This window comes from Ensifer sp. Root954, assembly GCF_001429005.1.
Lineage (GTDB): Bacteria > Pseudomonadota > Alphaproteobacteria > Rhizobiales > Rhizobiaceae > Ensifer > Ensifer adhaerens.
In genome coordinates this window covers 767646-790705 of the sequence record NZ_LMJM01000023.1, presented here as the reverse complement: position 1 = coordinate 790705, position 23060 = coordinate 767646, and the positions used below count along the sequence as shown (strand labels likewise).

Genomic DNA, 23060 nt, shown 5'->3' with positions numbered 1-23060 from the left:
GACGACCCAATGCACAGATCCGCCCTCCTCGCGCTGTTCCTGTTTCTCAGCAGTGCCGGCGCCAAGGCTCAGGATGCCAACATCGTTCCGCCTGAGGCGACCTTCGTGACCAGCACCGGCTACTGGGAGGAAAGCGGAGAGCCGCTTTCATCCCTCGATCCGAACGCGGCCGCCGAAAAGCCGGGCGACGCCCGGCGTGGTTACTACAAGCTGATCGCGCTTCGCCAGGCGGATGGAACCGCCCAGATCCATCTGCAGCAGGTGGCAGCGACCTCGGCCGGCCCTCTGGTGATTTCGTCGGCGGAACTCGAAGAATTCTCCGCGCTCAAGGCCTACGTCACCGACATCCGCCCGGAGACCTCGACCGGTGTCACCGCGCAGCCCGGCATGTTTGCGACCGTCTATCTGAAGACGGACCCGTCGGTGAGAGAGCCTGAGAGCTGGACCGTGCTCATCGACGATCTCGGCGACATCAAGATCGAGCGTGCCTCCAACTGAGCAAAAGAAAGGGCCGGATGCGAACACCCGGCCCTCTTCAATTGCACTGGTGCAGACCGCTGTCTGCCTTAGTTCAGATCATCCACGACGGCATCCGCGCCGCCGCTGACGCGGTGCGCAAGGGCGGCCTCCATGAACTCGTTGAGTTCACCGTCGAGAACGTCGCCCGGTGCCGTGCTTTCAACGCCGGTGCGCATGTCCTTGACCAGCTGATAGGGCTGCAGAACGTAGGAGCGGATCTGGTGGCCCCAGCCGATGTCGGTCTTCGACGCGGCTTCGGCGTTGGCGGCCTCTTCCCGCTTCTTCAGTTCGGCCTCGTAGAGGCGCGCACGCAACATGTCCCAGGCCTTCGCCCGGTTCTTGTGCTGCGAACGTTCCTGCTGGCACTGCACGACGATGCCCGACGGGATGTGCGTGATGCGCACGGCCGAGTCGGTCGTGTTGACGTGCTGACCGCCGGCGCCCGACGAGCGGTAGGTGTCGATACGGCAATCGCTCTCGTTGATGTCGATCTGGATCGAATCATCAACGACCGGGTAGACCCAGATCGAGGAGAACGAGGTGTGGCGGCGCGCGTTGCTGTCGTAGGGCGAGATGCGAACCAGGCGGTGCACGCCCGATTCGGTCTTCAGCCAGCCATAGGCATTGTGGCCCTTGACGAGGAGCGTCGCGGACTTGATGCCGGCCTCTTCGCCGTCCTGGATTTCCAGAAGCTCGACCTTGTACCCCTGGCGCTCGGACCAGCGGGTGTACATGCGCAAAAGCATGTTGGCCCAGTCCTGGCTTTCGGTACCGCCGGCACCCGAATGCACTTCGAGATAGGTATCGTTCTGATCCGCCTCGCCCGAGAGCATGGCTTCGACCTGCTTCTTCGCCGCTTCGTTTCTGAGATCCCGCAACGCCTGTTCGGCGTCGGCGATGATGGCGGCGTCGCCCTCTTCCTCGCCGAGTTCGATGAGTTCGATGTTGTCATTGAGTTGCTGCTCGAAACGGCGCAGGCCATTGATGCCGTCATCGAGTTGCTGGCGCTCGCGCATCAGCTTCTGCGCTTCCGAAGCGTCGTTCCAAAGCGCCGGATCTTCCGCTTTGTTGTTCAACCAGTCCAGTCGTCTTACCGCCTGATCCCAGTCAAAGATGCCTCCTCAGCAGGCTTATGGCCTGCTTGATTTCGTCGACAATGTTCTCGATTTCGCTGCGCATGATCCTGCTTCTTGTGAACCGATAGGAAAGTGAGCGTCAAATAGCGATGCCCACCGCTGATGTAAAGGCGGCGGGCATCGCGTGAAGGGGATAAGGATTAGAACAGGCCGTTGGAACCGGAGGTCACTGCCTGGTTCGCCTGCGGCGAGTTCTTGAGGATCTCTTCTGGCGGCACGTACTGGTCAAGACCGCCGATGACCGAGAAGGTGTCGGCCGGGCCGGTGCCGGGCTTGAAGGCCTCGATGATCGTGTCCGGCTCGCCCTCTTGGGCGGCCATGCCGGTCTTGCGGTTGACGGCGACCATGCTCATGCCCTCGGGCACGACGAACTTGCTCGGGCGCGTGCCCTTCACCGCTTCTGTCATGAAGTCGTTGAAGATCGGCACGGCGAGGCTGCCGCCGGTCGCGCCGCGGCCAAGCGGGGCCGGGTTGTCGAAGCCGAGATAGAGGCCTGCAACCATGTCCGGCGTGTAGCCGACGAACCAGGCGTCCTTTTCGTCATTGGTGGTACCGGTCTTGCCGGCAACCGGACGATCGAGCTTGATCTTGCCGGCAGCCGTGCCGCGCAGCACCACGCCCTCCATCATCGACGTGATCTGGTAGGAGGTCATCGGATCGAGAACCTGCTCGCGGTTGTCGGTGAGAACCGGTTCTTCCTGGCTCTGCCAATCGCCGGCGTTGCAGTTGTCGCAGGTGCGGTCCTCGTGACGGAAGATCGTCTTGCCGTAGCGGTCCTGAATACGGTCGATCAGCGACGGCTTGATCTGCTTGCCGCCGTTGGCGAGCACGGAATAGGCCGAGACCATGCGCAGAACAGTCGTTTCGCCCGAGCCCAGCGACATCGCAAGCAGCGGCGGCATCTTGTCGTAGATGCCGAAGCGCTCGGCATATTCGGCGACAAGGTTCATGCCCATGTCGTTGGCAAGGCGAACCGTCATCAGGTTACGCGACTTCTCGATGCCGAGACGCAGCGTCGACGGACCGGCCGAGCCGCCGCCGTAGTTTTCCGGGCGCCAGACCTGGCCACCAGCGACGATCTCGATCGGCGCGTCGAGAATGACCGATGCAGGCGTATAACCGTTGTCGAGGGCGGCCGCGTAGACGAAGGGCTTGAACGACGAACCCGGCTGGCGCATCGCCTGCGTCGCGCGGTTGAATTCCGACTGGCCATAGGAGAAGCCGCCGACCATCGCCAGAACGCGGCCGGTCTGCGGGTCCATGGCGACGAGGCCACCCTGCACCTTCGGCGGCTGGCGCAGGCGATACTCGCCCTTCTCCGGCAGCGGCTCGACATAGATGACGTCGCCGGCGCCGAAGACGCCTTCAGGCGATTTCGCCGACTTGCGGTCGCCGCTGGCGGAACGGTAGGCCCACTGCATGTTCTTGGCGGAGATATGCCCGGTGACACGCTCGGCGACGATCTTGCCCGAGGCTTCCTTCTCCGGCTGAATGCCGATCTCGGCGCCCTGTCCATCGACGGAGAGAACGACGGCAAGCTTCCACTCCGGCACGTCGTTGAAGGCAACGACAGCGCCCAGCGGCTCGCCCCAATCGCCACCGATTTCGATCGACTTGACAGGGCCGTGGAAGCCGCGACGCTCGTCGTAGCTGAGCAGACCCGCCTGCAGCGCCTTGCGCGCGGCGATCTGCAGCCGCGGATCGAGCGAGGTGCGAACCGACAGGCCGCCTTCATAGAGGGCGTTGTCGCCGTATTTCTGGATGATCTGCCGGCGGACTTCCTCGGCGAAGAAGTCGGAGGCGAAGAGATGAGCCCCGCCGCGACGCGGGTTGACGCCGAGCGGCTGCTTCTTGGCTTCTTCGCCATCGGCCTTGGTGACGTAGCCGTTCTCGACCATGCGGTCGATTACCCAGTTGCGGCGCTCAAGCGCCGCTTCGGTCTTGCGGAACGGATGATAGTTGGCCGGGCCCTTCGGAAGGGCTGCGAGATAGGCGGTCTCGGCAATGGTAAGCTCAGTCACAGACTTATCGAAATAGGTCAGCGCCGCACCGGCTATGCCGTAGGAATTCAGGCCGAAGAAGATCTCGTTGAGATAGAGTTCGAGAATGCGGTCCTTGGTGTAGGCCTGCTCGATGCGGAAGGAGAGGATTGCTTCCTTGACCTTGCGGTCGATCGTCTGGTCTGACGAGAGCAGGAAGTTCTTGGCCACCTGCTGCGTGATCGTCGAGGCGCCGACCGGACGACGGCCGGAGCCGAAGTTCTGCAGGTTCACCGCGATGGCGCGCGCAAGACCGGTGATGTCAACGCCCGGGTGCTGATAGAAATTCTTGTCTTCAGCCGAGATGAAGGCCGCCTTGACGCGATCCGGGATGGCCTGGATCGGCAGATAGAGACGCCGCTCGCGGGCATACTCCGCCATCAGCGCGCCGTTGCCGGCGTGGAAGCGCGTGGTCACCGGCGGCGAATACTTCGCCAGAACCTCGTAATCCGGCAGGTCCTTGGTGACGACACCAAGATAGAGCGCCACGGCCCCGGCCACACCCAGCAGCAGAAACGCGCCAATCCCGAAGAAATATCCAATCAGCCTGATCATCAGTCAGATACCGGTACCTTAATTATCGTCCAATTGCCGAACCGCCCGACTGACAGTCCATGCTCTGTCCTGCCGGCTTCTATACAGCGGGCCGACCAAACTCTTTCACGAGAAATCGTCTGGCGTCGCAACGCCCCACCTAGCCCGGCTCCTCATATGGCGGGGAACTCCGGGCTTCAACTCGTTTCTCAACAAATCCGGGCGCAATTCCGGTTAGGTCCCGGATTGTGCGTAAAATAGGGCTGTTATGCGATAATCCCGTGCGCATCCCGTTGAAAAGCATAGCGCTGTTACCGGGGCGACACAAATCACTTCGTTCCCGGGCCTGCCTTCAAGCGTCAGCCGCCGCTGGCGATGGCCTGCGCGCGGTATCGCTGAACAGCGACCGCAAGACGCTCTGAAACCTTCTTGCGCCACTCCGGATCCAGCAGCAGTTTTTCGTCCTCCTTGTTCGACAGGAAGCCCAGTTCAAGCAGGATCGAGGGCACGTCCGGCGCCTGCAGCACGCGGAAGCCGGCAAAACGGTGCGGATTGTTGATGAGATTGATCTGGCCCTCGAAGGACGTAACGACGGCGCGCGCCATGTTGACCGAGAAGGCCTGCGTCTCGCGGCGCGTCAGATCGATCAGGATGTCGGCCACTTCCGCCGGCTCGCTCTGAAGCGGCACGCCGGCGATTTCGTCGGACAAATTTTCGCGGGCGGCAAGACTTGCGGCCAGATGGTCGGAGGCCTTGTCGGAGATGGTATAGACCGTCGCGCCGCGGATGTCCTTCTGGCGCAGCGCGTCCGCATGAAGCGAAATGAAGAGATGGGCGCCCTTGTTGCGGGCGATCTGTACGCGCTGGGGAAGCGAGAGGAAGACGTCCTTGTCGCGGGTGAGGAAAGCCTCGATCCCGGCGCCCTTGTTCAGGGCCTCGACGAGATCTTTCGCGAAGGCGAGCGTTACATGCTTCTCCTCCGTCTTCGTTTCGCCGGCGAGCGCACCGGTATCGATGCCTCCATGGCCCGCATCGATCGCGATGATGAACGGCCCGCCTTCCCTCGTGGGAGCGACGGCAACCGGCCTGTCGGTCTTGGCGGCGGCGACCGATCCGGTCCACTGCTGTTCACCGAGAAGCGCATCGAAGCGCGCCTGGTCGACGCGCTCGGCATCGAGCACGAGCCGGTAGCCCTTGCCCCCCTCTTCCGCGACGACTTCCGCATGGGTTACCGCCACGGGGCCTTTCGCCGAAAGAACGATGCGGGAGTTGCCCGCCCCCATGCCGCCGTAGCGGATCGCATCGAAGAGGCCGCGCGGTTCAAGGCTGTCCGCCTTGAGGCCGAAGGCCGTTTCCGGCAGGTCGACCACGACGCGAACAGGATCGGCTACGTAGTGCAGGGAGAATTCCGGTTTGCGATCGAACTCGACGACGACGCGCGTGCGTGCATCGTCGCCGGCGATCCGCGCAGCAAAGGCGAGCAAAGGCCCCGGCTCGGCGGCAACAGCCGCCGGCACGTTCAAAAGAAGACCGCCGGCAAGCAGCGATGCTCCGAGCAGAAGCCTGCCCGTGCGCGACATCAACGACAACAGCGAACCACGCATACAAACCGCCAAAGGCCTCACCTCGGGCTCTCCACCACTTTCTCAGAAAACCAAACAGCAGCCGACGCACGGCTGCTGGACGCACAGGTTGATCAATGAACCCTTATGGTTAACCAATGCTTGACAATGATCATCTTCCCCGGCCCGCCGGGACAATCGATTTACCGTTTATCGACCTACTCCACGTGGACAAGCGAATCGATCATTATTGTGGCGGCACGGGCTTTTCCCTTGCCAATGTGACATAGAAAACATAAAAGCGTCACAAGGAGAAAGTGTTGACGGGATAGAACAGTCGACCGGGCAGCCGGAGCTTCTCCAAAGCTTGGCGCCAGGGTGCGGTCGAACCGGATTGACCGGTTAACTTATCGCAATTCCGCGGTCGCAAGTGTTCATCCGCCGTCGCTGCATTTCCTCCCCGTACACTGGATCGCAAATTTCCGGCGGTGGCCGGAGTTCTTGATGGTGATTTTTCACCGACGCCCGCAAGCGGGCGCATTCATCGGGTCTTCATGAGACCTTGGACATTGGCATTCTTGTTTGGTCATTGATGTTGACTCAGCAGTATCGGTCAGAAGTAGCGCGGCCCCGGGACACACATGTTCCGGCTGTCGTCTGGCTGCTGCACCATCGCCTGCGCCAAACAGGAACTTTCATATCCGGCGCACCTTCCGACGTGTTTGGCAGTCTTCCTAAGGAAGCAGGTCTGTCTCCCGTTCCGCTGGCGCGCCGAGGAGCACAGCTTAGATGGCAGAGAAAATGCTTATCGATGCGTCTCATTCAGAAGAGACGCGCGTCGTTGTCGTTCGCGGGAACCGCATAGAAGAGTTCGACTTCGAGTCGGAACATAAGAAGCAGATCCGCGGCAATATCTATCTGGCGAAGGTCACCCGGGTGGAGCCCTCGCTCCAGGCCGCCTTCGTCGACTACGGCGGCAACCGCCACGGGTTCCTGGCTTTCGCCGAAATCCATCCCGACTACTACCAGATCCCGCTCGCCGATCGTCAGGCGCTCTTGAAGGCCGAAGCCGAAGAAGCGCGGCGTGACGACGACATCGAGCATGTCGAGACCGCCCCTGCCCCGGCAAGCGAACTTTCCGTTCCCGTAGACCTCGAAGTCGTCGCGGAAACTGAAGCCGAGCCGGTCGCAGCGGTCGCTGACGCCGCACCGGTCGTCGAAGAGGAAGCGCCGGCCGAAAAGCCGAAGGCGAAGCCGAAGCGCACCCGCAAGACCAAGGCCAAGGCCGCTGAAGAAGCGGCTGCTGCATCGACCGATGGCGACGAGAGCAATGGCGGCGAAATGGCTGCCATGGTCGATACCGACGCCATCTCCGAGGATGTCGACAGCCGCCGTCGCCATGACGACGACGATGATGACGACGACAGTCACGACGGCGAAAAGGAAATCATCGAATCCGTCGGCGCCGAAGACGCCATGGAAGAAGTTCCGGATCGCCAGGTTCGCAAGCCGCGCAAGCAGTACCGCATCCAGGAAGTCATCAAGCGCCGCCAGATCCTGCTGGTTCAGGTCGCCAAGGAAGAGCGCGGCAACAAGGGCGCGGCGCTGACGACCTACCTGTCGCTCGCCGGTCGCTACTCGGTGCTTATGCCGAACACCGCACGTGGCGGCGGCATCTCCCGCAAGATCACCAATCTGCAGGACCGCAAGCGCCTGAAGGAAATCGCCCGCGGCCTCGAAGTGCCGCAAGGCATGGGCGTGATCCTGCGCACCGCCGGTGCCAACCGCACCAAGGTCGAGATCAAGCGCGACTTCGAATATCTGATGCGCCTGTGGGAAAACGTCCGCACGCTGACGCTGAATTCCACGGCCCCCTGCCTCGTCTATGAAGAAGGCAGCCTGATCAAGCGCTCGATCCGCGACCTCTACAACAAGGACATCAGCGAGATCATCGTTTCCGGTGAGGAAGGCTACAAAGAAGCCAAGGGCTTCATGAAGATGCTGATGCCCAGCCACGCCAAGGTGGTTCAGCCTTACCGCGACGTGCATCCGATCTTCTCGCGCTCCGGCATCGAAGCGCAGCTCGACCGCATGCTGCAGCCGCAGGTAACGCTGAAGTCCGGTGGCTACATCATCATCAACCAGACCGAAGCCCTGGTTTCGATCGACGTCAACTCCGGCCGTTCGACGCGCGAGCACTCGATCGAAGACACCGCTCTCCAGACGAACCTGGAAGCGGCGGAAGAAGTGGCACGCCAGCTCCGCCTGCGCGACCTTGCCGGCCTCGTCGTCATCGACTTCATCGACATGGAAGAAAAGCGGAACAACCGCTCGGTCGAGAAGCGTCTGAAGGATTGCCTGAAGAACGATCGCGCCCGCATCCAGGTCGGCCGTATCTCGCATTTCGGCCTGCTCGAAATGTCGCGCCAGCGCATTCGCGCCTCGGTGCTCGAATCGACGATGCAGACCTGCCCGCACTGCAACGGCACGGGTCACGTCCGCTCGCAGTCTTCGGTTGCACTGCACGTCTTGCGCGGCATCGAGGAACACCTGCTGAAGAACACGACGCACGACATCACCGTGCGCACCATCCCGGATATCGCGCTCTACCTGCTCAATCAGAAGCGCGGCACGATCATGGACTACGAAGGCCGCTTCGGCGTTTCGATCATCATCGAGGCTGATGCCCATGTCGGCGCACAGCACTTCGCGATCGATCGTGGCGAGCCGGTCGAAAATCCGGTCAAGATCGAACAGCTGCTGCACTTCGAGCCGGAAGAGGAAGAAGACGACGTCGTGATCGAAGAGGATCTCGACGAGGAAGAAGCAGAGGAAATCGCCGGCGAACAGCGGCAGGAACAGCCGAAGGCTGCTGCCCAGTCCGACGATCAGAACGGACGCAAGCGCAAGCGCCGTCGCCGCCGGCGCGGCAAGGGCGGCCAGCAGGCCGAAGGCAGCGCTCTCCAGGTCTCCGAATCGGCAGGCGATGCCGACGACGGTTCCGATGAGGACGAAGGCGATGACGAGGGCGTCGATGCAGACGCCGCGACCGCCGATGGCGATCAGAAGCGCAAGCGCCGCCGCCGCGGCAAGCGTGGCGGCCGCCGCAACCGTCCGGAAGGCGAAGGTGAAGGCGAAGGCCAGCTTGAAGCAGGTGCCGATGCGGAAGCCGGCGACGATGGCGCAGAAGAAACCGAAACCGTAGAGGCACCGGCCGCTGCGGCCGAGGTCGAAGTGGCTGTCGCTGTTGAGGAAACGGCTGTGGTGGCCGAAGAAGCCGAGGTGGCGGACGTAAAGCCTGCCAAGCCGAAGCGCACCCGCAAGAAGGCCGTCAAGGCTGAAGAACCGGCAGTAAGCGTCGACGAAGTTGCTCAGGCAGTGATCGAAGACCAGCCTGCGGTTGCCGACCCGGCCGTCGAAGCGGTGGAAGAGGCTGCGGCCGACCTTGCCGAAACCAAGCCTGTGCGTGCGAACCGCGACCTCTCGAAAATCGCTTCCGAACCGGTGGTGACGTCGAGCGCGACGAAGCCCGAAGAGGAAGAGCCGGGCAAGCCCAAAAAGGGCGGCTGGTGGCAGCGCCGCGGCTTCTTCTAAGAAGCCGCTCGGCCAGCGCCAAACTCTGAAAACACGAAAGGCCCGGAGCGATCCGGGCCTTTTCCTTTGGGCGGATGGCAGAAGGGACCTGCCCTGCCTGCCTGTTCAGAGCGTCACGCCAGCCAACGCGCGATCCTGTCCATGGCCTCGACCATGTCGGCCTCGGCGCCGGCATAGGAGAAGCGCATTGTGCGGTGCCCTTCCAGCGGATCGAAGTCGAATCCCGGGGTTGCCGCGACGTTGATCTCGGCGAGCATCCGCTTGGCAAAGGCCATGCTGTCATTGGTAAAGCGGGTGACATCCGCATAGGCGTAGAAGGCACCGTCCATCGGCGAGGCGATCGAGAAGCCGATCTCCGGCAACCGCTTCATGAGCATGTCCCGGTTGGCGGCATAGGCGGCCTTGTAACGGTCGAGCTCCTCATGCGCGTTGAGCGCTGCTTCTGCCGCGATCTGCGAGAGCTCGGGCGGCGAGATGTAGAGGCTCTGGGCGATGCGCTCGAAGCCGCGCACCTTGTCAGCCGGCAGCACCATCCAGCCGATCCGCCAGCCGGTCATGCAATAGTATTTCGAGAAGGAGTTGATGACGATTACCTCGTCGGTCACCTCCAGCGCGCTTGCCTCTTCGCCGGCAAAGGTCAGTCCGTGATAGATCTCGTCGGAGATGAAGGCGATCGATTCGGCCCGGCAATAGTCAGCCAGCGCCTTGAGGCCCGCCCTGCCCGTCACCGTTCCGGTCGGGTTGGCTGGGCTCGCCAAGAGCACGCCCTTCAATGGGCGGCCTATTTTCGCAGCGGCACGCGAAAGACTTTCAGGCGTCAGAGTGAAGCCGGTCTCGGCATTGGCCTCGACCTCGACGACCGTCAGGCCAAGCGCTGCGAGGATGTTGCGATAGGCCGGATAGCCGGGCCTCGCGATCGCGACGCAATCGCCAGGATCGAAGAGGGCCAGGAAAGCGAGATTGAAGCCTGCGGATGAGCCGGTGGTGGCCGCGACCCGCTGCGGATCGAGCGCGATTCCGTGGCGCTTTTCATAGTGCCGGGCGATTGCTGTGCGCAGCGACAAGGTGCCGAGCGCGTCGGTATAGCCGAGCCGGCCATGTTCAAGCGCTTTGCGCGCCGCTTCAAGAGCTGCCTTCGGCGCCGGGTGGGCGGGCTGCCCGACGGCCATCGAGATCACCGGGTGGCCGGCATCCCGGCGACGGGTCGCCTCCGCCAGTACGTCCATCGCATGGAAAGGTTCGACGGCACTGCGTTTTGACAAATCTACCAACGGAAAATCCTCGATATGCGGCTGTTCTCCAGCCCTTTGCCCGATGAAAATGACCTTCACAAGTCCGCGAGTGCCGTATTTCCGCCGATTTTGCCGTTTCGTTTCCGCGGCACCCACCCTATGCTGCCGGCATATTGCGGATACGAGGAATCCTGTTGTCATTCAGAACAGCCGGTTGCCCCGGCGACACGCGATGGACGACACACGGGATACGCAAGGACAACGAGGTAGAAATGAACTTCAGCACCAAGATGATTGCCGCCGGGACGCTCGCAGCGCTCGTGGCCGGGGTCAGCCTGCCCCAGAACGCATTCGCGCTCGACGCGAAGCAGAAGGAAGAGATCGGCGCCTTCATCAAGGAATACCTGATCGCCAATCCGGAGATCATGCTCGAGATCCAGGAGGCGCTGACGACGAAACAGCGCGCCAAGCAGCAGGAAGCGGCGGAAAGCGCGATCACCGAGAACAACAAGGCGATCTTCAATTCCGACTACGACATGGTGCTCGGCAATCCCAAGGGCGACGTCACCGTTGTCGAGTTCTACGACTACAACTGCGGCTACTGCAAACGCGCGCTTTCCGACATGGACGACATCCTCGCCAAGGACAAGAACGTGCGCTTCGTGCTGAAGGAACTGCCGATCCTCGGACCGGATTCGCTGGCCGCCCACAAGGTGAGCGCCGCCTTCCGCCTGGTCGCTCCGGAAAAATACGGCGACTTCCACCGGGCGCTGCTCGGCGGGGAAGACCGCGCCACGGAGGAGACAGCGCTTGCAGTTGCCGCCAAGCTCGGCGTCTCCGAAAAGGACCTGCGCGCGAAAATGGAAAAGGAGCCGCATGATGCGGCCGTGCGCGAGGCCTACAGCCTTGCCAACGACCTCGGCATCACCGGAACGCCCTCCTACGTCATCGGCAACGAAGCGGTCTTCGGGGCCGTCGGCGCCGAGGAGATCGAGGGCAAGGTCGCCAATATGCGCGAATGCGGCAAGACCGCCTGCTGACAAACCTTCCCATGACTGTGGACAAATCCCGCGGGGACCCAAAGGGCTTTTCCTCGCGGGACCATCAGTCTATAGGTAACCCTCCATGACCGGACCGGAATCCCTTATGCCATCGACCATTTTCGTGCTGAACGGCCCCAACCTGAATGCGCTGGGCAAGCGCGAGCCGGGTATTTATGGCGGCCAGACGCTGGCCGACATCGAGGCCATGTGCAAGGCGGAAGGCAAGGCGCTCGGCTTCGACGTCGATTTCCGCCAGTCGAACCATGAGGGAATGCTGGTCGATTGGCTGCACGAGGCCGGCAACGTCGCCGCGGGCGTGGCAATCAACCCCGCCGCCTATGGCCACACGTCGATCGCGCTTCACGATGCCATCCGCGCCATCGGCATTCCGGTCGTCGAACTGCACCTCTCGAACATCCATGCGCGTGAGGAGTTCCGCCACAAGTCGATGATCGCACCCGCCGTCAAGGGCGTCATCTGCGGCTTCGGCGCCCAGAGTTACATTCTTGCGCTGCATGCGCTAAAGAACCTGACAAATCCGTCGAAATAAAAAGAACACAAGAGGCTCATATTCCATGGCTGACAAGAAACCAGGTATCGACCAGGCGCTGATCCGCGATCTCGCCAACATTCTCAAGGACACCGATCTGACCGAGATCGAAGTCGAGCAGGACGACCTGCGCATTCGCGTTTCGCGCAACGGCACGCCGGTTGCCATGCCGATGGCCATGCCGCAGATGCCGGCTTACCAGATGCCCGCCGCAGTGGCCGCTCCTGCAAACGCCGTTGCTGCTCCTGCCGCCGAGAGCGCCCGTGCATCGAAGAATGCCGTGACCGCACCGATGGTCGGCACTGCCTATCTGTCTCCCGCACCGGGAGCCCGCCCCTTCGTTGAGGTCGGCGCCACGGTCAAGGAAGGCCAGACGATCCTCATCATCGAAGCGATGAAGACAATGAACCAGATCCCGGCTCCGCGCTCGGGCAAGGTCACCGAAATCTTCGTCCAGGACGCAGCCCCCGTCGAATATGGCGAACCGCTGATCGTAATCGAATAAGGCGGCGCGGCGATGATCTCGAAAATTCTCATTGCCAATCGCGGCGAAATCGCCCTTCGCGTGCTTCGTGCCTGCAAGGAACTCGGCATCGCCACGGTCGCCGTTCATTCCACGGCCGACGCCGACGCCATGCATGTGCGCCTCGCCGACGAGAGCGTTTGCATCGGCCCGCCGCCCTCGCGCGATAGCTATCTGAACATTCACCAGATCGTCGCCGCCTGCGAAATCACCGGTGCCGACGCTGTGCATCCAGGCTACGGCTTCCTGTCGGAAAACGCCAAGTTCGCCGAAATCCTTGAAGCGCATGACATCACCTTCATCGGCCCGACGGCGGAACACATCCGCATCATGGGTGACAAGATCACCGCCAAGCAAACGGCGCAGGAACTTGGCATCCCGGTCGTTCCGGGCTCCGACGGCGAAGTAAAGCCGGAAAACGCCCTCGAAGTCGCCCGCAAGATCGGTTTCCCGGTCCTGATCAAGGCGACCGCCGGCGGCGGCGGCCGCGGCATGAAGGTCGCCCGCAGCGAGGCTGATCTCGAGGAAGCCGTTGCGACGGCCCGCACCGAAGCGCTTGCCGCTTTCGGCAACGACGCCGTTTACATGGAGAAGTACCTCTCCAAGCCGCGCCACATCGAAATCCAGATCGTCGGCGACGGCGCCGGCAATGCGGTGCATCTCGGTGAACGCGATTGCTCGCTGCAGCGTCGTCACCAGAAGGTCTGGGAAGAGGCAAACTCCCCGGCGCTCAACGTCGACCAGCGCATGAAGATCGGCCAGGTCTGCGCCGACGCCATGAAGAAGCTGAAGTATCGCGGCGCCGGCACGATCGAATTCCTCTACGAAAACGGCGAGTTCTATTTCATCGAAATGAACACCCGTCTTCAGGTCGAGCATCCGATCACCGAGGCGATCACCGGCATCGACCTGGTGCACGAGCAGATCCGCGTCGCCTCCGGCGGTGGCCTCTCGGTCCGGCAGGAAGACATCGTGTTCTCCGGCCACGCGATCGAGTGCCGTATCAATGCCGAAGACCCGCGCACCTTCGTCCCATCCCCGGGCACGATCACGCATTTCCATGCGCCGGGCGGTCTTGGCGTGCGCGTCGACTCGGGTGCCTATCAGGGCTACCGGATCCCGCCTTACTACGACAGCCTGATCGGCAAGCTGATCGTACACGGCCGTACCCGCGTCGAATGCATGATGCGTCTGCGCCGCGTGCTTGACGAATTTGTCATCGACGGCATCAAGACGACGCTTCCGCTGTTCCAGGACCTGATCAATAATCAGGACATTGCCAACGGCGACTACGATATCCACTGGCTGGAGAAGCATCTGGCCGCCACGTCCGAGTAAGGACCTGACATTGAAGGGGACGCGCAGCAAGCAGCCCGATATTACGCCGGACATGCTGCTGCGCGCCTATTCGATCGGCCTCTTCCCGATGGCCGATTCGGCTGACGACCCGGAAATCTTCTGGGTCGAGCCGGAAATTCGCGGGGTGATCCCGCTCGCAGGCTTCCACACCTCTCGCAGCCTCGCCAAAACCATCCGCCGAAAGCCCTTCGACATCCGCTTCAACACCGCCTTCGAAGCGGTCATGGACGGCTGCGCTGCCCCTGCTCCCGACCGGCCAACCACCTGGATCAACAACAAGATCCGCACGCTCTACGCGACGCTGCATACGATGGGCTATGCCCACAGCGTCGAGGCGTGGGAAGGCGACCAACTGGTTGGCGGACTTTACGGCGTTTCGCTCGGCTCGGCCTTCTTCGGCGAAAGCATGTTTTCCAGACGCACCGACGCCTCGAAGATCTGCCTCGTCCATCTGGTCGAGCGACTGAAGGCGCGTGGCTTCGAACTGCTCGATACACAGTTCACCACCGAGCACCTGAAGTCGTTTGGTGCCATCGACGTGCCAAAGGCGGAATACGAAGTGCTTCTGGCGAACGCGATGTCGTCGCCCGACCTCGCCTTCTAACCAAGCCAAATCTCAAAGAATGGGAATACGCCGCCGCTCAGCGCTTCTGCGCGGTGTCCGGCGGCGGCAGGTCCGAGGTCGCCTTGCAGGACTGCAGCCAGACGTCATAGACCGGATGCTCGACGGCGTTCAGACCGGGGCTATCGGCAAACATCCAGCCGGTGAAGATGCGGCGGATCTTGCGGTCGAGTGTGATTTCCTCGACCTCGACGAAGGTCGTGATCTTCTGCGCTTCCGTGTCGTCACGGCTGTAGCAGACGCGCGGCGTGACCTGAAGGGCGCCGAACTGCACGGTCTCGCCGATGTAGACGTCGAAAGTAGTGATGCGGCCGGTGATCTTGTCGATGCCGGAGAACACGGCGACGGCGTTGGAAAGGCGGGCTGCGTCAACCGCTTCCGCAGATGCGACCAGCGGCAAGGCGGCAAGCAGGGACAAGCCCAAACGCCGCGTTCCTTGGCCGATTGCCTTGCGCAGATCAGAACCTGCCATAGTCGCCTGTCTCCCGCGTATCCTGTTCGTCATCGATGGATTTCAGGCGCTAACCATCAATTGTGGCCGCGCCATGATCGAGGAACCCATTCCGCGGTCCGTCGTGGTCACTGAGAACAGATTGTTCAGGAGCCGGGCGTCCAGGCGTCGTAGTCGCCGGTCACGCGGGGACGCTTGCCGGTGGCGGCAATCGAGCCCTGCGGGCGGTAGGCGTTGGCCGTTCCGGTCGGATTGACGCGGTGCGCCTTCTGCCATTCGCGCGGCGTGTACTTTTCATCAGCCGGAGAAACGTCGGTCCGGTGATGCATCCAGCCGTGCCAGCCGGCCGGAATGGCGGAGGCTTCGGCGTAGCCGTTGTAGATTACCCAGCGGCGGGTGCGGCCTTCAGAATCCTTGCCGCCCTGGTAGTAGACATTACCGAGTTCGTCTTGACCGACCCGTTCACCGTGGCGCCAGGTGTGAAAGCGCGTTCCGATCGTCTGTTCGTTCCACCAGGTGAAAATCTGCAGCAGGAGCTTCATGGATGCCGTCCTTGACCGGCCGTTGGGAAGGCGGCCAGATACCAAAACAATGTTCCCGCTTATGCCCCGCCGCTCAGGGCTTGTCCAGTGATTCCGAGGCGGAGGCGGTCATTTCAACGGCAGGTGAAAGCCGAAGTGGCTGCGCGCAAAGCCGAGACGCTCGTAGAACCGATGCGCATCGGTGCGCACGGCGTTGGACGTGAGCCTTACCTTCTTTGCGCGCTTCTCCCGCGCCTCGCCGATCGCATGGCGCATCATGCGCTCACCGATCCCACGGCCGCGCATGTCCGCACGCGTCTGGACCGCTTCGACGATCAGGCTGGAGCTTCCACGCCCCGACAGAGACGTGTGCAGCGCGGTTTGAAAAGTGCCGACGACCTGCCCTTCAAGAACCGCGACAAAGAGCGTCTGCAGCGTCGAGGCTTCAATCCGGTCGAAGGCAGCGGCGTAGTCCGCGAAGGCCTCGGGGTCGGTCGTGTCGCCGTGGCCGCCGAGCGGATCATTGGCGAATAGCGCGACGATCGCTTCAAGGTCCTTACGCTCGGCCTTGCGGATCAAGAGTTCGGTCGCGTCCATGGTTTCCTCGCTCACATCGTTCGTCGCCCGCGGATCAAACACCCGGAGGTAACGGCGCGATGACAGAGCCGTGCCTCTCAAGCTTATCCACAGGCATGCGAAACTTCAGGCAATCGGACGGATCGCCTAGCCGAGAAGCGGCTTTTCCAGAGCGATGGCCGGCAGACCGGACGGGTCGTCAACCGGGGTCTCGCCCACTTCGGCAAAGCCGTGCGCGCGATAGAAGGTGAGCGCGTGCAGGTTCTGCGGCTCGACCTCGACGCGCATGCGCTCGGCGTCCGGGAAGCAGGTTTCGAGTTCGGCGAAGATATCGCGGCCGACGCCCTGGCGCTGGAACTTCGGAAGGACATAGAGCTGGTGCAGCACCACCGTCTTGGCTTGCGTGTCGGACATCGCCGCATAGCCCATGCCGCCCAGCTGCCTTCCATCGTCGGCAACAAGAAACTCGGCGTTCTTGCGCGCGAGCCGGGCTTTGAGCGCCGGCAGCGAATGCCAGCGCTCCGTGAGTTCGTTGACCTTCTCGACGCCGTAGAAAGTGTCATAGGTCGCGTGCCACGTTTCGATCAGCAGAGCGCGAACCTTCTCCAGGTCGCGCTCGCTTGCCGTGCGCACGAAGAACATCGTTATTCCTCGATGCCGAGCTTGGCCTTGACGAGCGCCTGAACGGCCTGCGGGTTGGCCTTGCCGCCGGTCGCCTTCATCACTTGGCCGACGAACCAGCCAGCGAGCGAAGGCTTGGCCTGCACCTTGGCGACCTGATCCGGGTTGGCGGCGATGATCTCGTCGACGGCCTTCTCGATGGCGCCGGTGTCGGTCACCTGCTTCATGCCGCGCGCTTCAACGATCTCGGCAGGGTCGCCGCCCTCGTTCCAGACGATCTCGAAGAGGTCCTTGGCGATCTTGCCGGAGATGGTCTCGGCCTTGATGAGATCGATGATGCCGCCGAGCTGTGCCGGGGAAACCGGAGTCTCCTCAATGGCTTTGCCGGCTTTGTTCAAGGCACCGAGCAGGTCGTTGATGACCCAGTTGGCGGCAATCTTGCCGTCGCGCCCTTCGGCAACCGCCTCGAAATAATCGGCGATCGACTTTTCGGAGACGAGCACCGAGGCGTCATAGACCGAGAGGCCGAGGTCGCGCACGAAGCGCTCCTTCTTGTCGTCGGGCAGTTCCGGCAGGTCGGCCTTCAGCGCCTCGACGAAGGCGTCGTCGAACTCCAGTGGCAGCAGGTCCGGATCCGGGAAGTAGCGGTAGTCGTGCGCGTCTTCCTTGGAGCGCATCGAGCGGGTCTCGCCCTTGTTCGGGTCGAACAGGCGGGTCTCCTGGTCGATGCTGCCACCGTCCTCAAGAATGCCGATCTGGCGGCGTGCCTCGTATTCGATCGCCTGGCCGATGAAGCGGATCGAGTTGACGTTCTTGATTTCGCAGCGCGTGCCGAAGCCCTCGCCCGGACGACGCACGGAAACGTTGACGTCGGCGCGCATCGAGCCTTCGTCCATGTTGCCGTCGCACGTGCCAAGATAGCGCACGATCGAGCGCAGCTTCGTCATGTAGGCCTTGGCCTCATCCGACGAGCGCATGTCCGGCTTGGAGACGATCTCCATCAGCGCCACGCCCGAGCGATTGAGGTCGACATAAGACATCGACGGATGCTGGTCGTGCATCGACTTTCCGGCATCCTGTTCCAGATGCAGGCGCTCGATGCCGATCTCGACATCCTCGAACTGGCCCTGACGATCCGGCCCGACCGAAATGATGATCTTGCCCTCGCCGACGATCGGATCCTTGAACTGCGAGATCTGATAGCCCTGCGGCAGGTCCGGATAGAAATAGTTCTTGCGATCGAAGATCGAGCGATTGTTGATCGCGGCCTTGAGGCCGAGACCGGTGCGCACCGCCTGCTTCACGCATTCCTCGTTGATCACGGGCAGCATGCCGGGCATAGCGGCATCGACCAGCGAGACGTTCGCATTCGGCGCATTGCCGAACTCCGTCGATGCGCCCGAGAACAGCTTCGAATTGGAAAGCACCTGGGCATGGACTTCCATGCCGATGATGACTTCCCAGTCGCCAGTGGCGCCGGGGATGAAGCGTTTCGGATCGGGGGTGCGGACGTCGACAATGCTCATATCATGCTCTTCTTTGAAGCCTGAATTCTTGGTTTCTCGGTAGAACAATTGGTCCGCCGGTGCAAGTTGTTCGGCTGGATCAGAAGCGCCATATGCAATCTCATGCGGACGGCGAGCCTCTCTTAACCACCGTTTAGCGCCTATCGGCAAGACTTCGCTCATGTCCATCGGCCCTGCCCTGCTCTCGTTCGCAATTCTCGTCAACTTGGCGGCCTTCGGGCTGTTCTGGTACGACAAGCAAGCGGCGCGCTCCGGCCGACGGCGGATCAGCGAGCGGACCCTGCTCACTCTCGCCTTTTTCGGCGGCAGCCCGGGAGCGATGACGGCGCGCCATATCTTCCGACACAAGACGCGTAAGGAACCCTTTCGCACGCGCCTCGCGTTGATCATCGTCTTGCAAGTGGCGCTGGCGGCCATTGGCACCCTGGCGTTGCAATGACACCTTGACGCGCGAACGACGGCCTTTTAGGAAGGCACCGTTCTATTGGAGTTTTTATGTTCCGTTCTTCGCCTGAGTCCCGGTAAAGCCCGTCCGCGTAATCCGCTTTGATTGCGCGCACGGGCCGGAAACGTCACCCCGCATCTTCAGTAATTTGCGGAACGTTTTCCTGCGTTCATACGAACGCGATTCCGGAACATTCAGACAATGGACATCTCGCGCGCAGAACAGCGCATTCTTCATCATTTGGCCCAGGGCGGCCGCATCGAAATCACCCGCGACGACAAGGCGATCACCGAAATCCGGTGCTTCACCCGTGACGGCTGGGTCTATCCCGGCTTCGACCTCGAACTTTTCCGCAAATTGAAGCGGAAGAAGGCGATTTCATCGTCCGGCGGAAAACCCTACCGCATCACGGAACGCGGGCTGCAGCTCGTGCGCTCCGAACTTAACAACCGCTAGCGGCGAATACGAACGATACCGGGCATGCCAGCATGCCCGGTATCGTCAGATGCGCACTTTACTTTACGGAAAGCGACTTACGTCGCGTGAGCGCTCGACGGGGCAGCACATTGCACGCGGTCGCGGCCCGCAGCCTTCGCCTGGTAGAGCGCGCGGTCGGCCGCAAGCAGCAAGCCGTCGAGACCGGTGTCGCGGGTCATGACTTCGGCAGCGCCGATGCTGATGGTGACGGCGATCCTTCCGCCCTGCTCCAGATCGATATGGAGCGCGCGCACGGCCTCGAGCAGTCGCTCGGCGACCTTGAGCGCATCAGTCGGGGATTGCCGAACCAGCACAACGGCAAACTCTTCGCCGCCAAGCCGACCGACGAGATCCTCAAAACGCAGCGTCCCGCGAACGGCGCCTGCGACCGAGACCAGCACCTGATCGCCGACGGCGTGACCATAGGTGTCATTGATCGCCTTGAAGCGGTCGATGTCGAGCATCATTACCACCGTCCCGCCTTTTCGGGCGACCGGCGCTGCGATCAGCGCGGCCGCGCGCGCCATGAAGGTCGCGCGCGCCAGGCACTGGGTCAGAAAATCATAATCGACCGCATGGGACAGGCGCCCAATCAGCGCCCGTCGTGCGGCATCGACGCTGGCGACCGCCAGCGGGCAGAGCGCAAGAAGGGTCGTCCCCAGCCGGGTGGAGGTGAGCGTCTCCTCGGCAACGCCGCTGACGCCGAGATGCAGGGCGCCGGAGGCAACGGCAATCTGCGTCAACACACAGACGATCGCCGTCAGGATCGTCACCGGGAACAAGCCATAGCTGAGCGCGCACCACAAGAGTGCCGGCACCGGGAAAGCGAAAGCGCCTGGGCCGCCGATGACGAGTGCCGCAGCGCAGGACAAGACCAGGGAGACGAACGGCCAGACGGTTGCAGAAGCAGAGGCCGTTGACACCGTCGTTCTCGTGGCACGGGATCGCAAACCGTCTTCAGGAAGCGGCGCTGCCAGGAAAACCGGGAGCAGAACCACATAATTGACCAGCTCGGTGGTGAGCCAGGCGACGAATGCGTCCGCGACGGGTTTGCCGAAGGACAAGTGAACCGCGACCGCTCCGACGAGCGAGGCGCCCATCGCCGCCAGAGAGGAGGCAGCGAACATGTAAAGGACCGAGCGCGCCCGGCGCAGGTGCCGATGCTCCGGCGAAAAGCGGCGATAGAGCAGGAAGCCGATGACGACGCCGACCATGTTGGCCGCATTCAGCGCCGCGGCTTCATAGAGATCCGCGCCGGTCACCAGGTCCGCAAGAACGTAGGCCAATGCCGCCGTCAGCCATCCAGCCGGGCTGGCGAGCGACGGTCTTCTGATCAGCAGGCCGAGCAGGATCGCATTTGCCGGCCAGATCGAAGCCAGCATGCCGACCGGGCGACTCAAGATGCCGAGCACGCAGGCGGTGAAGACGATCACGCCCAGGCCGGCAAGCCAAAACGAATGGTGGAAAGGTCTCAGAACCAACGGTCGCGGAACCGTTTTATCCAGCATCTGCAACAAGCGCCCCCCTTGCGGTGCCCCACCACCACGTCATACCCCATAATATTTCATGGGCCTAATGAATGCGGTGTGAATAGGCCAGCCGGCTTTGCGCGTGGCTGCCATGCATGGGGTGGCGGGGTGTCAATGATCCGGGCTTTGCTCCAGAGATTTGCTCAGACCGATGAAGGCAACGTCGCTGTCGAGTTGCGGCGCATAGGCGGTCGACAGCCAACTCACGCCATAACCGTGATTGCGGAAGAAGCGCACGGCGCGGTCGTTGCGCGCGTGCGTCTTGGTGGTGGCCGCGTCGAATCCGTCCGCAGCAATACGACGCTCGATCTCGGCAAGCAGCAGCCCGCCGAAGCCCCTGCCCTGGAGCTGTGGCTCGATCCACAGATCGGAGATCGCATTGTCGAAGTTCTCGCACGCCACCCAACCGCAGATGGCGCCCTCGCCTTCGACGAGCAAAACGGAAAGCCAGTGATCGAACAGAAAACGGAGAAATGCGGCCTCGGCCACGCGCCGCATCTTTTCGCCATCGGCGAGGCCCGCAATTGCCGACTGCCAGGATCTAAGGCCGATTTCGGCCAGCCGGTCGACGTCGCCGGCGCGGGCATGGCGGATGACGGGCATGACGCGGTCTCCTTCCGCGATGCAACCGAAGAAGAAAGGGCGGTACCTCGTCGGTACCGCCCCTCAAGAGTTTACCACCACTTGGTGGGTGTGAAGCGGCCGGCCGCCTGTTCGATCACATGCGCGGTCTTGAACAGCGTTTCTTCCTCGAACGGCTTGCCGATCAGCTGCAGGCCAAGCGGCAGGCCCTTGTGGTCGAGACCGCCGGGAACGGCGATACCGGGAAGGCCGGCCATGTTCACCGTCACCGTGAAGATGTCGTTGAGGTACATCTTGACCGGATCGGATGCCAGATCCTCGTCGGCGATGCCGAAGGCAGACGACGGCGTCGCCGGCGTCAGGATGGCGTCAACGCCGGCATGGAACGCCAGTTCGAAGTCGCGCTTGATCAGGGTGCGCACCTTCTGCGCCTGCAGATAGTAGGCATCGTAGTAGCCGGCCGAAAGCACGTAGGTGCCGATCATGATGCGGCGCTTGACTTCGTGACCGAAGCCGGCGGCGCGCGTCTTTTCGTACATGTCGACGATGTCCTTGCCGTCGACGCGCAGGCCGTAGCGAACGCCGTCATAGCGGGCAAGGTTCGAGGAGGCCTCGGCCGGAGCGACGATGTAGTAGGCCGGCAGCGCGTATTTCGTGTGCGGCAGGGTGATGTCGACGATCTCGGCACCGGCTTCCTTCAGCCAGGCAATGCCCTGCTGCCAGAGCGCTTCGATCTCTTCCGGCATGCCATCGACGCGGTATTCACGCGGAATGCCGATCTTCATGCCCTTGATCGACTTGCCGATCGCGGCTTCGTAATCCGGCACCGGCAGATCGACCGAGGTCGTGTCCTTGGCGTCGACGCTTGCCATCGACTTCAGGAGGATCGCGGCATCGCGCACGTCACGGGCGATCGGGCCTGCCTGGTCGAGCGACGAGGCGAAAGCGACGGTGCCCCAGCGCGAGCAGCGACCATAGGTCGGCTTGATACCGACGGTGCCGGTGAAGGCTGCAGGCTGGCGGATGGAGCCGCCGGTATCGGTGGCGGTCGCGCCGGCGCAGAGATGCGCGGCAACGGCTGCGGCGGAACCACCGGAGGAGCCACCCGGCACGAGATCCAGATTGGAGCCCTTGGCGCGCCACGGGTTCTTGACCGCGCCGTAGTAGGAGGTCTCGTTCGACGAGCCCATGGCGAACTCGTCCATGTTCAGCTTGCCGAGCATGACGGCGCCGTCGTTCCAGAGGTTCTGGGTCACGGTCGATTCGTAGCGCGGCGCGAAACCGTCGAGGATGTGGCTGCAGGCTTGGGTGTGCACGCCTTCGGTGGCGAAGAGGTCCTTGATGCCGAGCGGGATGCCTTCGAGCGCACCGGCCTTGCCGGCGGCGATACGCGCATCCGAGGCCTTGGCCATCTCTCGTGCCTTTTCGGGCGTGACGGCGATGTAGGCGTTGATCGCCTCATTGGCGGCATCGATCGCGCCGAGATAGGCATCGGTCAGTTCGACGGCGGTGATGTCCTTGGCGGCGAGCTTGGTGCGGGCTTCGGCAATCGTCAGGCTGGTAAGGTCGGTCATGGTAAAATCTGGCTTTCGCAATCAGAAACGTCGGGGCAGCTGGCG

Annotated in this window: 21 protein-coding genes; 9 read left to right on the top strand and 12 right to left on the bottom strand. The window is 62.5% G+C overall.

Annotated features, from left to right (window positions below; genetic code table 11):
• The first annotated feature begins 9 nt into the window (after nt 1-9).
• Nucleotides 10-498, top strand: coding sequence for a hypothetical protein (locus ASE71_RS17835; protein WP_034795456.1), 489 nt, complete (start codon nt 10-12; stop codon nt 496-498).
• A 68-nt stretch (nt 499-566) separates the two neighbouring features.
• Here ASE71_RS17835 and prfB read toward each other — a convergent pair.
• The 3 genes from prfB to ASE71_RS17820 form a co-directional block, all read right to left on the bottom strand.
• A protein-coding gene (gene prfB / locus ASE71_RS17830) for a peptide chain release factor 2 (RefSeq protein WP_110818441.1) occupies nt 567-1698 on the bottom strand; the annotation gives its coding sequence in 2 pieces (ribosomal slippage) (nt 567-1628 and nt 1630-1698; 1131 coding nt in all).
• Between the two features lie 97 nt (nt 1699-1795).
• Entirely contained in the window at nt 1796-4249 is a 2454-nt protein-coding gene (locus tag ASE71_RS17825) for a penicillin-binding protein 1A (protein WP_034795452.1), read from the bottom strand.
• A gap of 338 nt (nt 4250-4587) precedes the next feature.
• The gene (locus ASE71_RS17820; protein ID WP_060522244.1) at nt 4588-5808 is read right to left on the bottom strand and encodes an N-acetylmuramoyl-L-alanine amidase; all 1221 of its coding nucleotides are present in this window, start codon (nt 5806-5808) and stop codon (nt 4588-4590) included.
• A gap of 771 nt (nt 5809-6579) precedes the next feature.
• Between ASE71_RS17820 and ASE71_RS17815 the strand changes: the two genes are divergently transcribed.
• Nucleotides 6580-9384, top strand: coding sequence for an Rne/Rng family ribonuclease (locus tag ASE71_RS17815; RefSeq protein ID WP_060522224.1), 2805 nt, complete (start codon nt 6580-6582; stop codon nt 9382-9384).
• 113 nt (nt 9385-9497) lie between these two features.
• On the opposite strand, the gene ASE71_RS17810 is transcribed toward ASE71_RS17815, so the two are convergent.
• Nucleotides 9498-10655, bottom strand: a complete 1158-nt coding sequence (locus ASE71_RS17810; protein ID WP_113544669.1) for a pyridoxal phosphate-dependent aminotransferase — start codon at nt 10653-10655, stop codon at nt 9498-9500.
• 233 nt (nt 10656-10888) lie between these two features.
• On the opposite strand from ASE71_RS17810, the gene ASE71_RS17805 reads away from it, so the two are divergent.
• The 5 genes from ASE71_RS17805 (at nt 10889) to aat (ending at nt 14695) form a co-directional block, all read left to right on the top strand.
• Nucleotides 10889-11656, top strand: coding sequence for a DsbA family protein (locus ASE71_RS17805; RefSeq protein ID WP_060522223.1), 768 nt, complete (start codon nt 10889-10891; stop codon nt 11654-11656).
• Between the two features lie 106 nt (nt 11657-11762).
• The gene (gene aroQ / locus ASE71_RS17800) at nt 11763-12209 is read left to right on the top strand and encodes a type II 3-dehydroquinate dehydratase (protein ID WP_034795448.1); all 447 of its coding nucleotides are present in this window, start codon (nt 11763-11765) and stop codon (nt 12207-12209) included.
• Nucleotides 12210-12234: 25 nt separating this feature from the next.
• Entirely contained in the window at nt 12235-12714 is a 480-nt protein-coding gene (accB, locus tag ASE71_RS17795) for an acetyl-CoA carboxylase biotin carboxyl carrier protein (protein ID WP_034795447.1), read from the top strand.
• Between the two features lie 12 nt (nt 12715-12726).
• Nucleotides 12727-14070, top strand: coding sequence for an acetyl-CoA carboxylase biotin carboxylase subunit (gene accC / locus ASE71_RS17790; RefSeq protein ID WP_034795446.1), 1344 nt, complete (start codon nt 12727-12729; stop codon nt 14068-14070).
• Between the two features lie 10 nt (nt 14071-14080).
• Nucleotides 14081-14695 carry a leucyl/phenylalanyl-tRNA--protein transferase gene (gene aat / locus ASE71_RS17785; protein WP_034795444.1) on the top strand — a complete coding sequence of 205 codons (615 nt, stop codon included), beginning with the start codon at nt 14081-14083 and terminating at the stop codon, nt 14693-14695.
• Nucleotides 14696-14732: 37 nt separating this feature from the next.
• Here the strand turns inward: aat and ASE71_RS17780 are convergent, their stop codons facing one another.
• From ASE71_RS17780 to gatB, 5 genes are all read right to left on the bottom strand, one after another.
• Nucleotides 14733-15185 carry a DUF2155 domain-containing protein gene (locus ASE71_RS17780; protein ID WP_034795441.1) on the bottom strand — a complete coding sequence of 151 codons (453 nt, stop codon included), beginning with the start codon at nt 15183-15185 and terminating at the stop codon, nt 14733-14735.
• Nucleotides 15186-15310: 125 nt separating this feature from the next.
• The gene (locus ASE71_RS17775; protein ID WP_060522222.1) at nt 15311-15706 is read right to left on the bottom strand and encodes an NADH:ubiquinone oxidoreductase subunit NDUFA12; all 396 of its coding nucleotides are present in this window, start codon (nt 15704-15706) and stop codon (nt 15311-15313) included.
• A gap of 108 nt (nt 15707-15814) precedes the next feature.
• Entirely contained in the window at nt 15815-16282 is a 468-nt protein-coding gene (locus ASE71_RS17770) for a GNAT family N-acetyltransferase (RefSeq protein ID WP_060522242.1), read from the bottom strand.
• A 126-nt stretch (nt 16283-16408) separates the two neighbouring features.
• Nucleotides 16409-16903, bottom strand: coding sequence for a GNAT family N-acetyltransferase (locus ASE71_RS17765; RefSeq protein ID WP_034795435.1), 495 nt, complete (start codon nt 16901-16903; stop codon nt 16409-16411).
• Between the two features lie 2 nt (nt 16904-16905).
• Nucleotides 16906-18408 carry an Asp-tRNA(Asn)/Glu-tRNA(Gln) amidotransferase subunit GatB gene (gene gatB / locus ASE71_RS17760; protein WP_034795650.1) on the bottom strand — a complete coding sequence of 501 codons (1503 nt, stop codon included), beginning with the start codon at nt 18406-18408 and terminating at the stop codon, nt 16906-16908.
• A 160-nt stretch (nt 18409-18568) separates the two neighbouring features.
• On the opposite strand from gatB, the gene ASE71_RS17755 reads away from it, so the two are divergent.
• Together ASE71_RS17755 and ASE71_RS17750 are read left to right on the top strand one after the other, a co-directional pair.
• Nucleotides 18569-18847: a DUF1294 domain-containing protein gene (locus ASE71_RS17755; protein WP_060522221.1), complete on the top strand. Its 279-nt coding sequence runs from the start codon at nt 18569-18571 to the stop codon at nt 18845-18847.
• 207 nt (nt 18848-19054) lie between these two features.
• Entirely contained in the window at nt 19055-19309 is a 255-nt protein-coding gene (locus ASE71_RS17750) for a YjhX family toxin (protein WP_034795416.1), read from the top strand.
• 77 nt (nt 19310-19386) lie between these two features.
• On the opposite strand, the gene ASE71_RS17745 is transcribed toward ASE71_RS17750, so the two are convergent.
• The 3 genes from ASE71_RS17745 to gatA all read right to left on the bottom strand — a co-directional run bounded on the left by ASE71_RS17745 (nt 19387) and on the right by gatA (nt 23015).
• Entirely contained in the window at nt 19387-20838 is a 1452-nt protein-coding gene (locus ASE71_RS17745; RefSeq protein WP_060539385.1) for a sensor domain-containing diguanylate cyclase, read from the bottom strand.
• A gap of 132 nt (nt 20839-20970) precedes the next feature.
• Nucleotides 20971-21462: a GNAT family N-acetyltransferase gene (locus ASE71_RS17740; RefSeq protein ID WP_060522219.1), complete on the bottom strand. Its 492-nt coding sequence runs from the start codon at nt 21460-21462 to the stop codon at nt 20971-20973.
• Nucleotides 21463-21533: 71 nt separating this feature from the next.
• The gene (gatA, locus tag ASE71_RS17735; RefSeq protein ID WP_060522218.1) at nt 21534-23015 is read right to left on the bottom strand and encodes an Asp-tRNA(Asn)/Glu-tRNA(Gln) amidotransferase subunit GatA; all 1482 of its coding nucleotides are present in this window, start codon (nt 23013-23015) and stop codon (nt 21534-21536) included.
• Nucleotides 23016-23060: the final 45 nt, after the last annotated feature.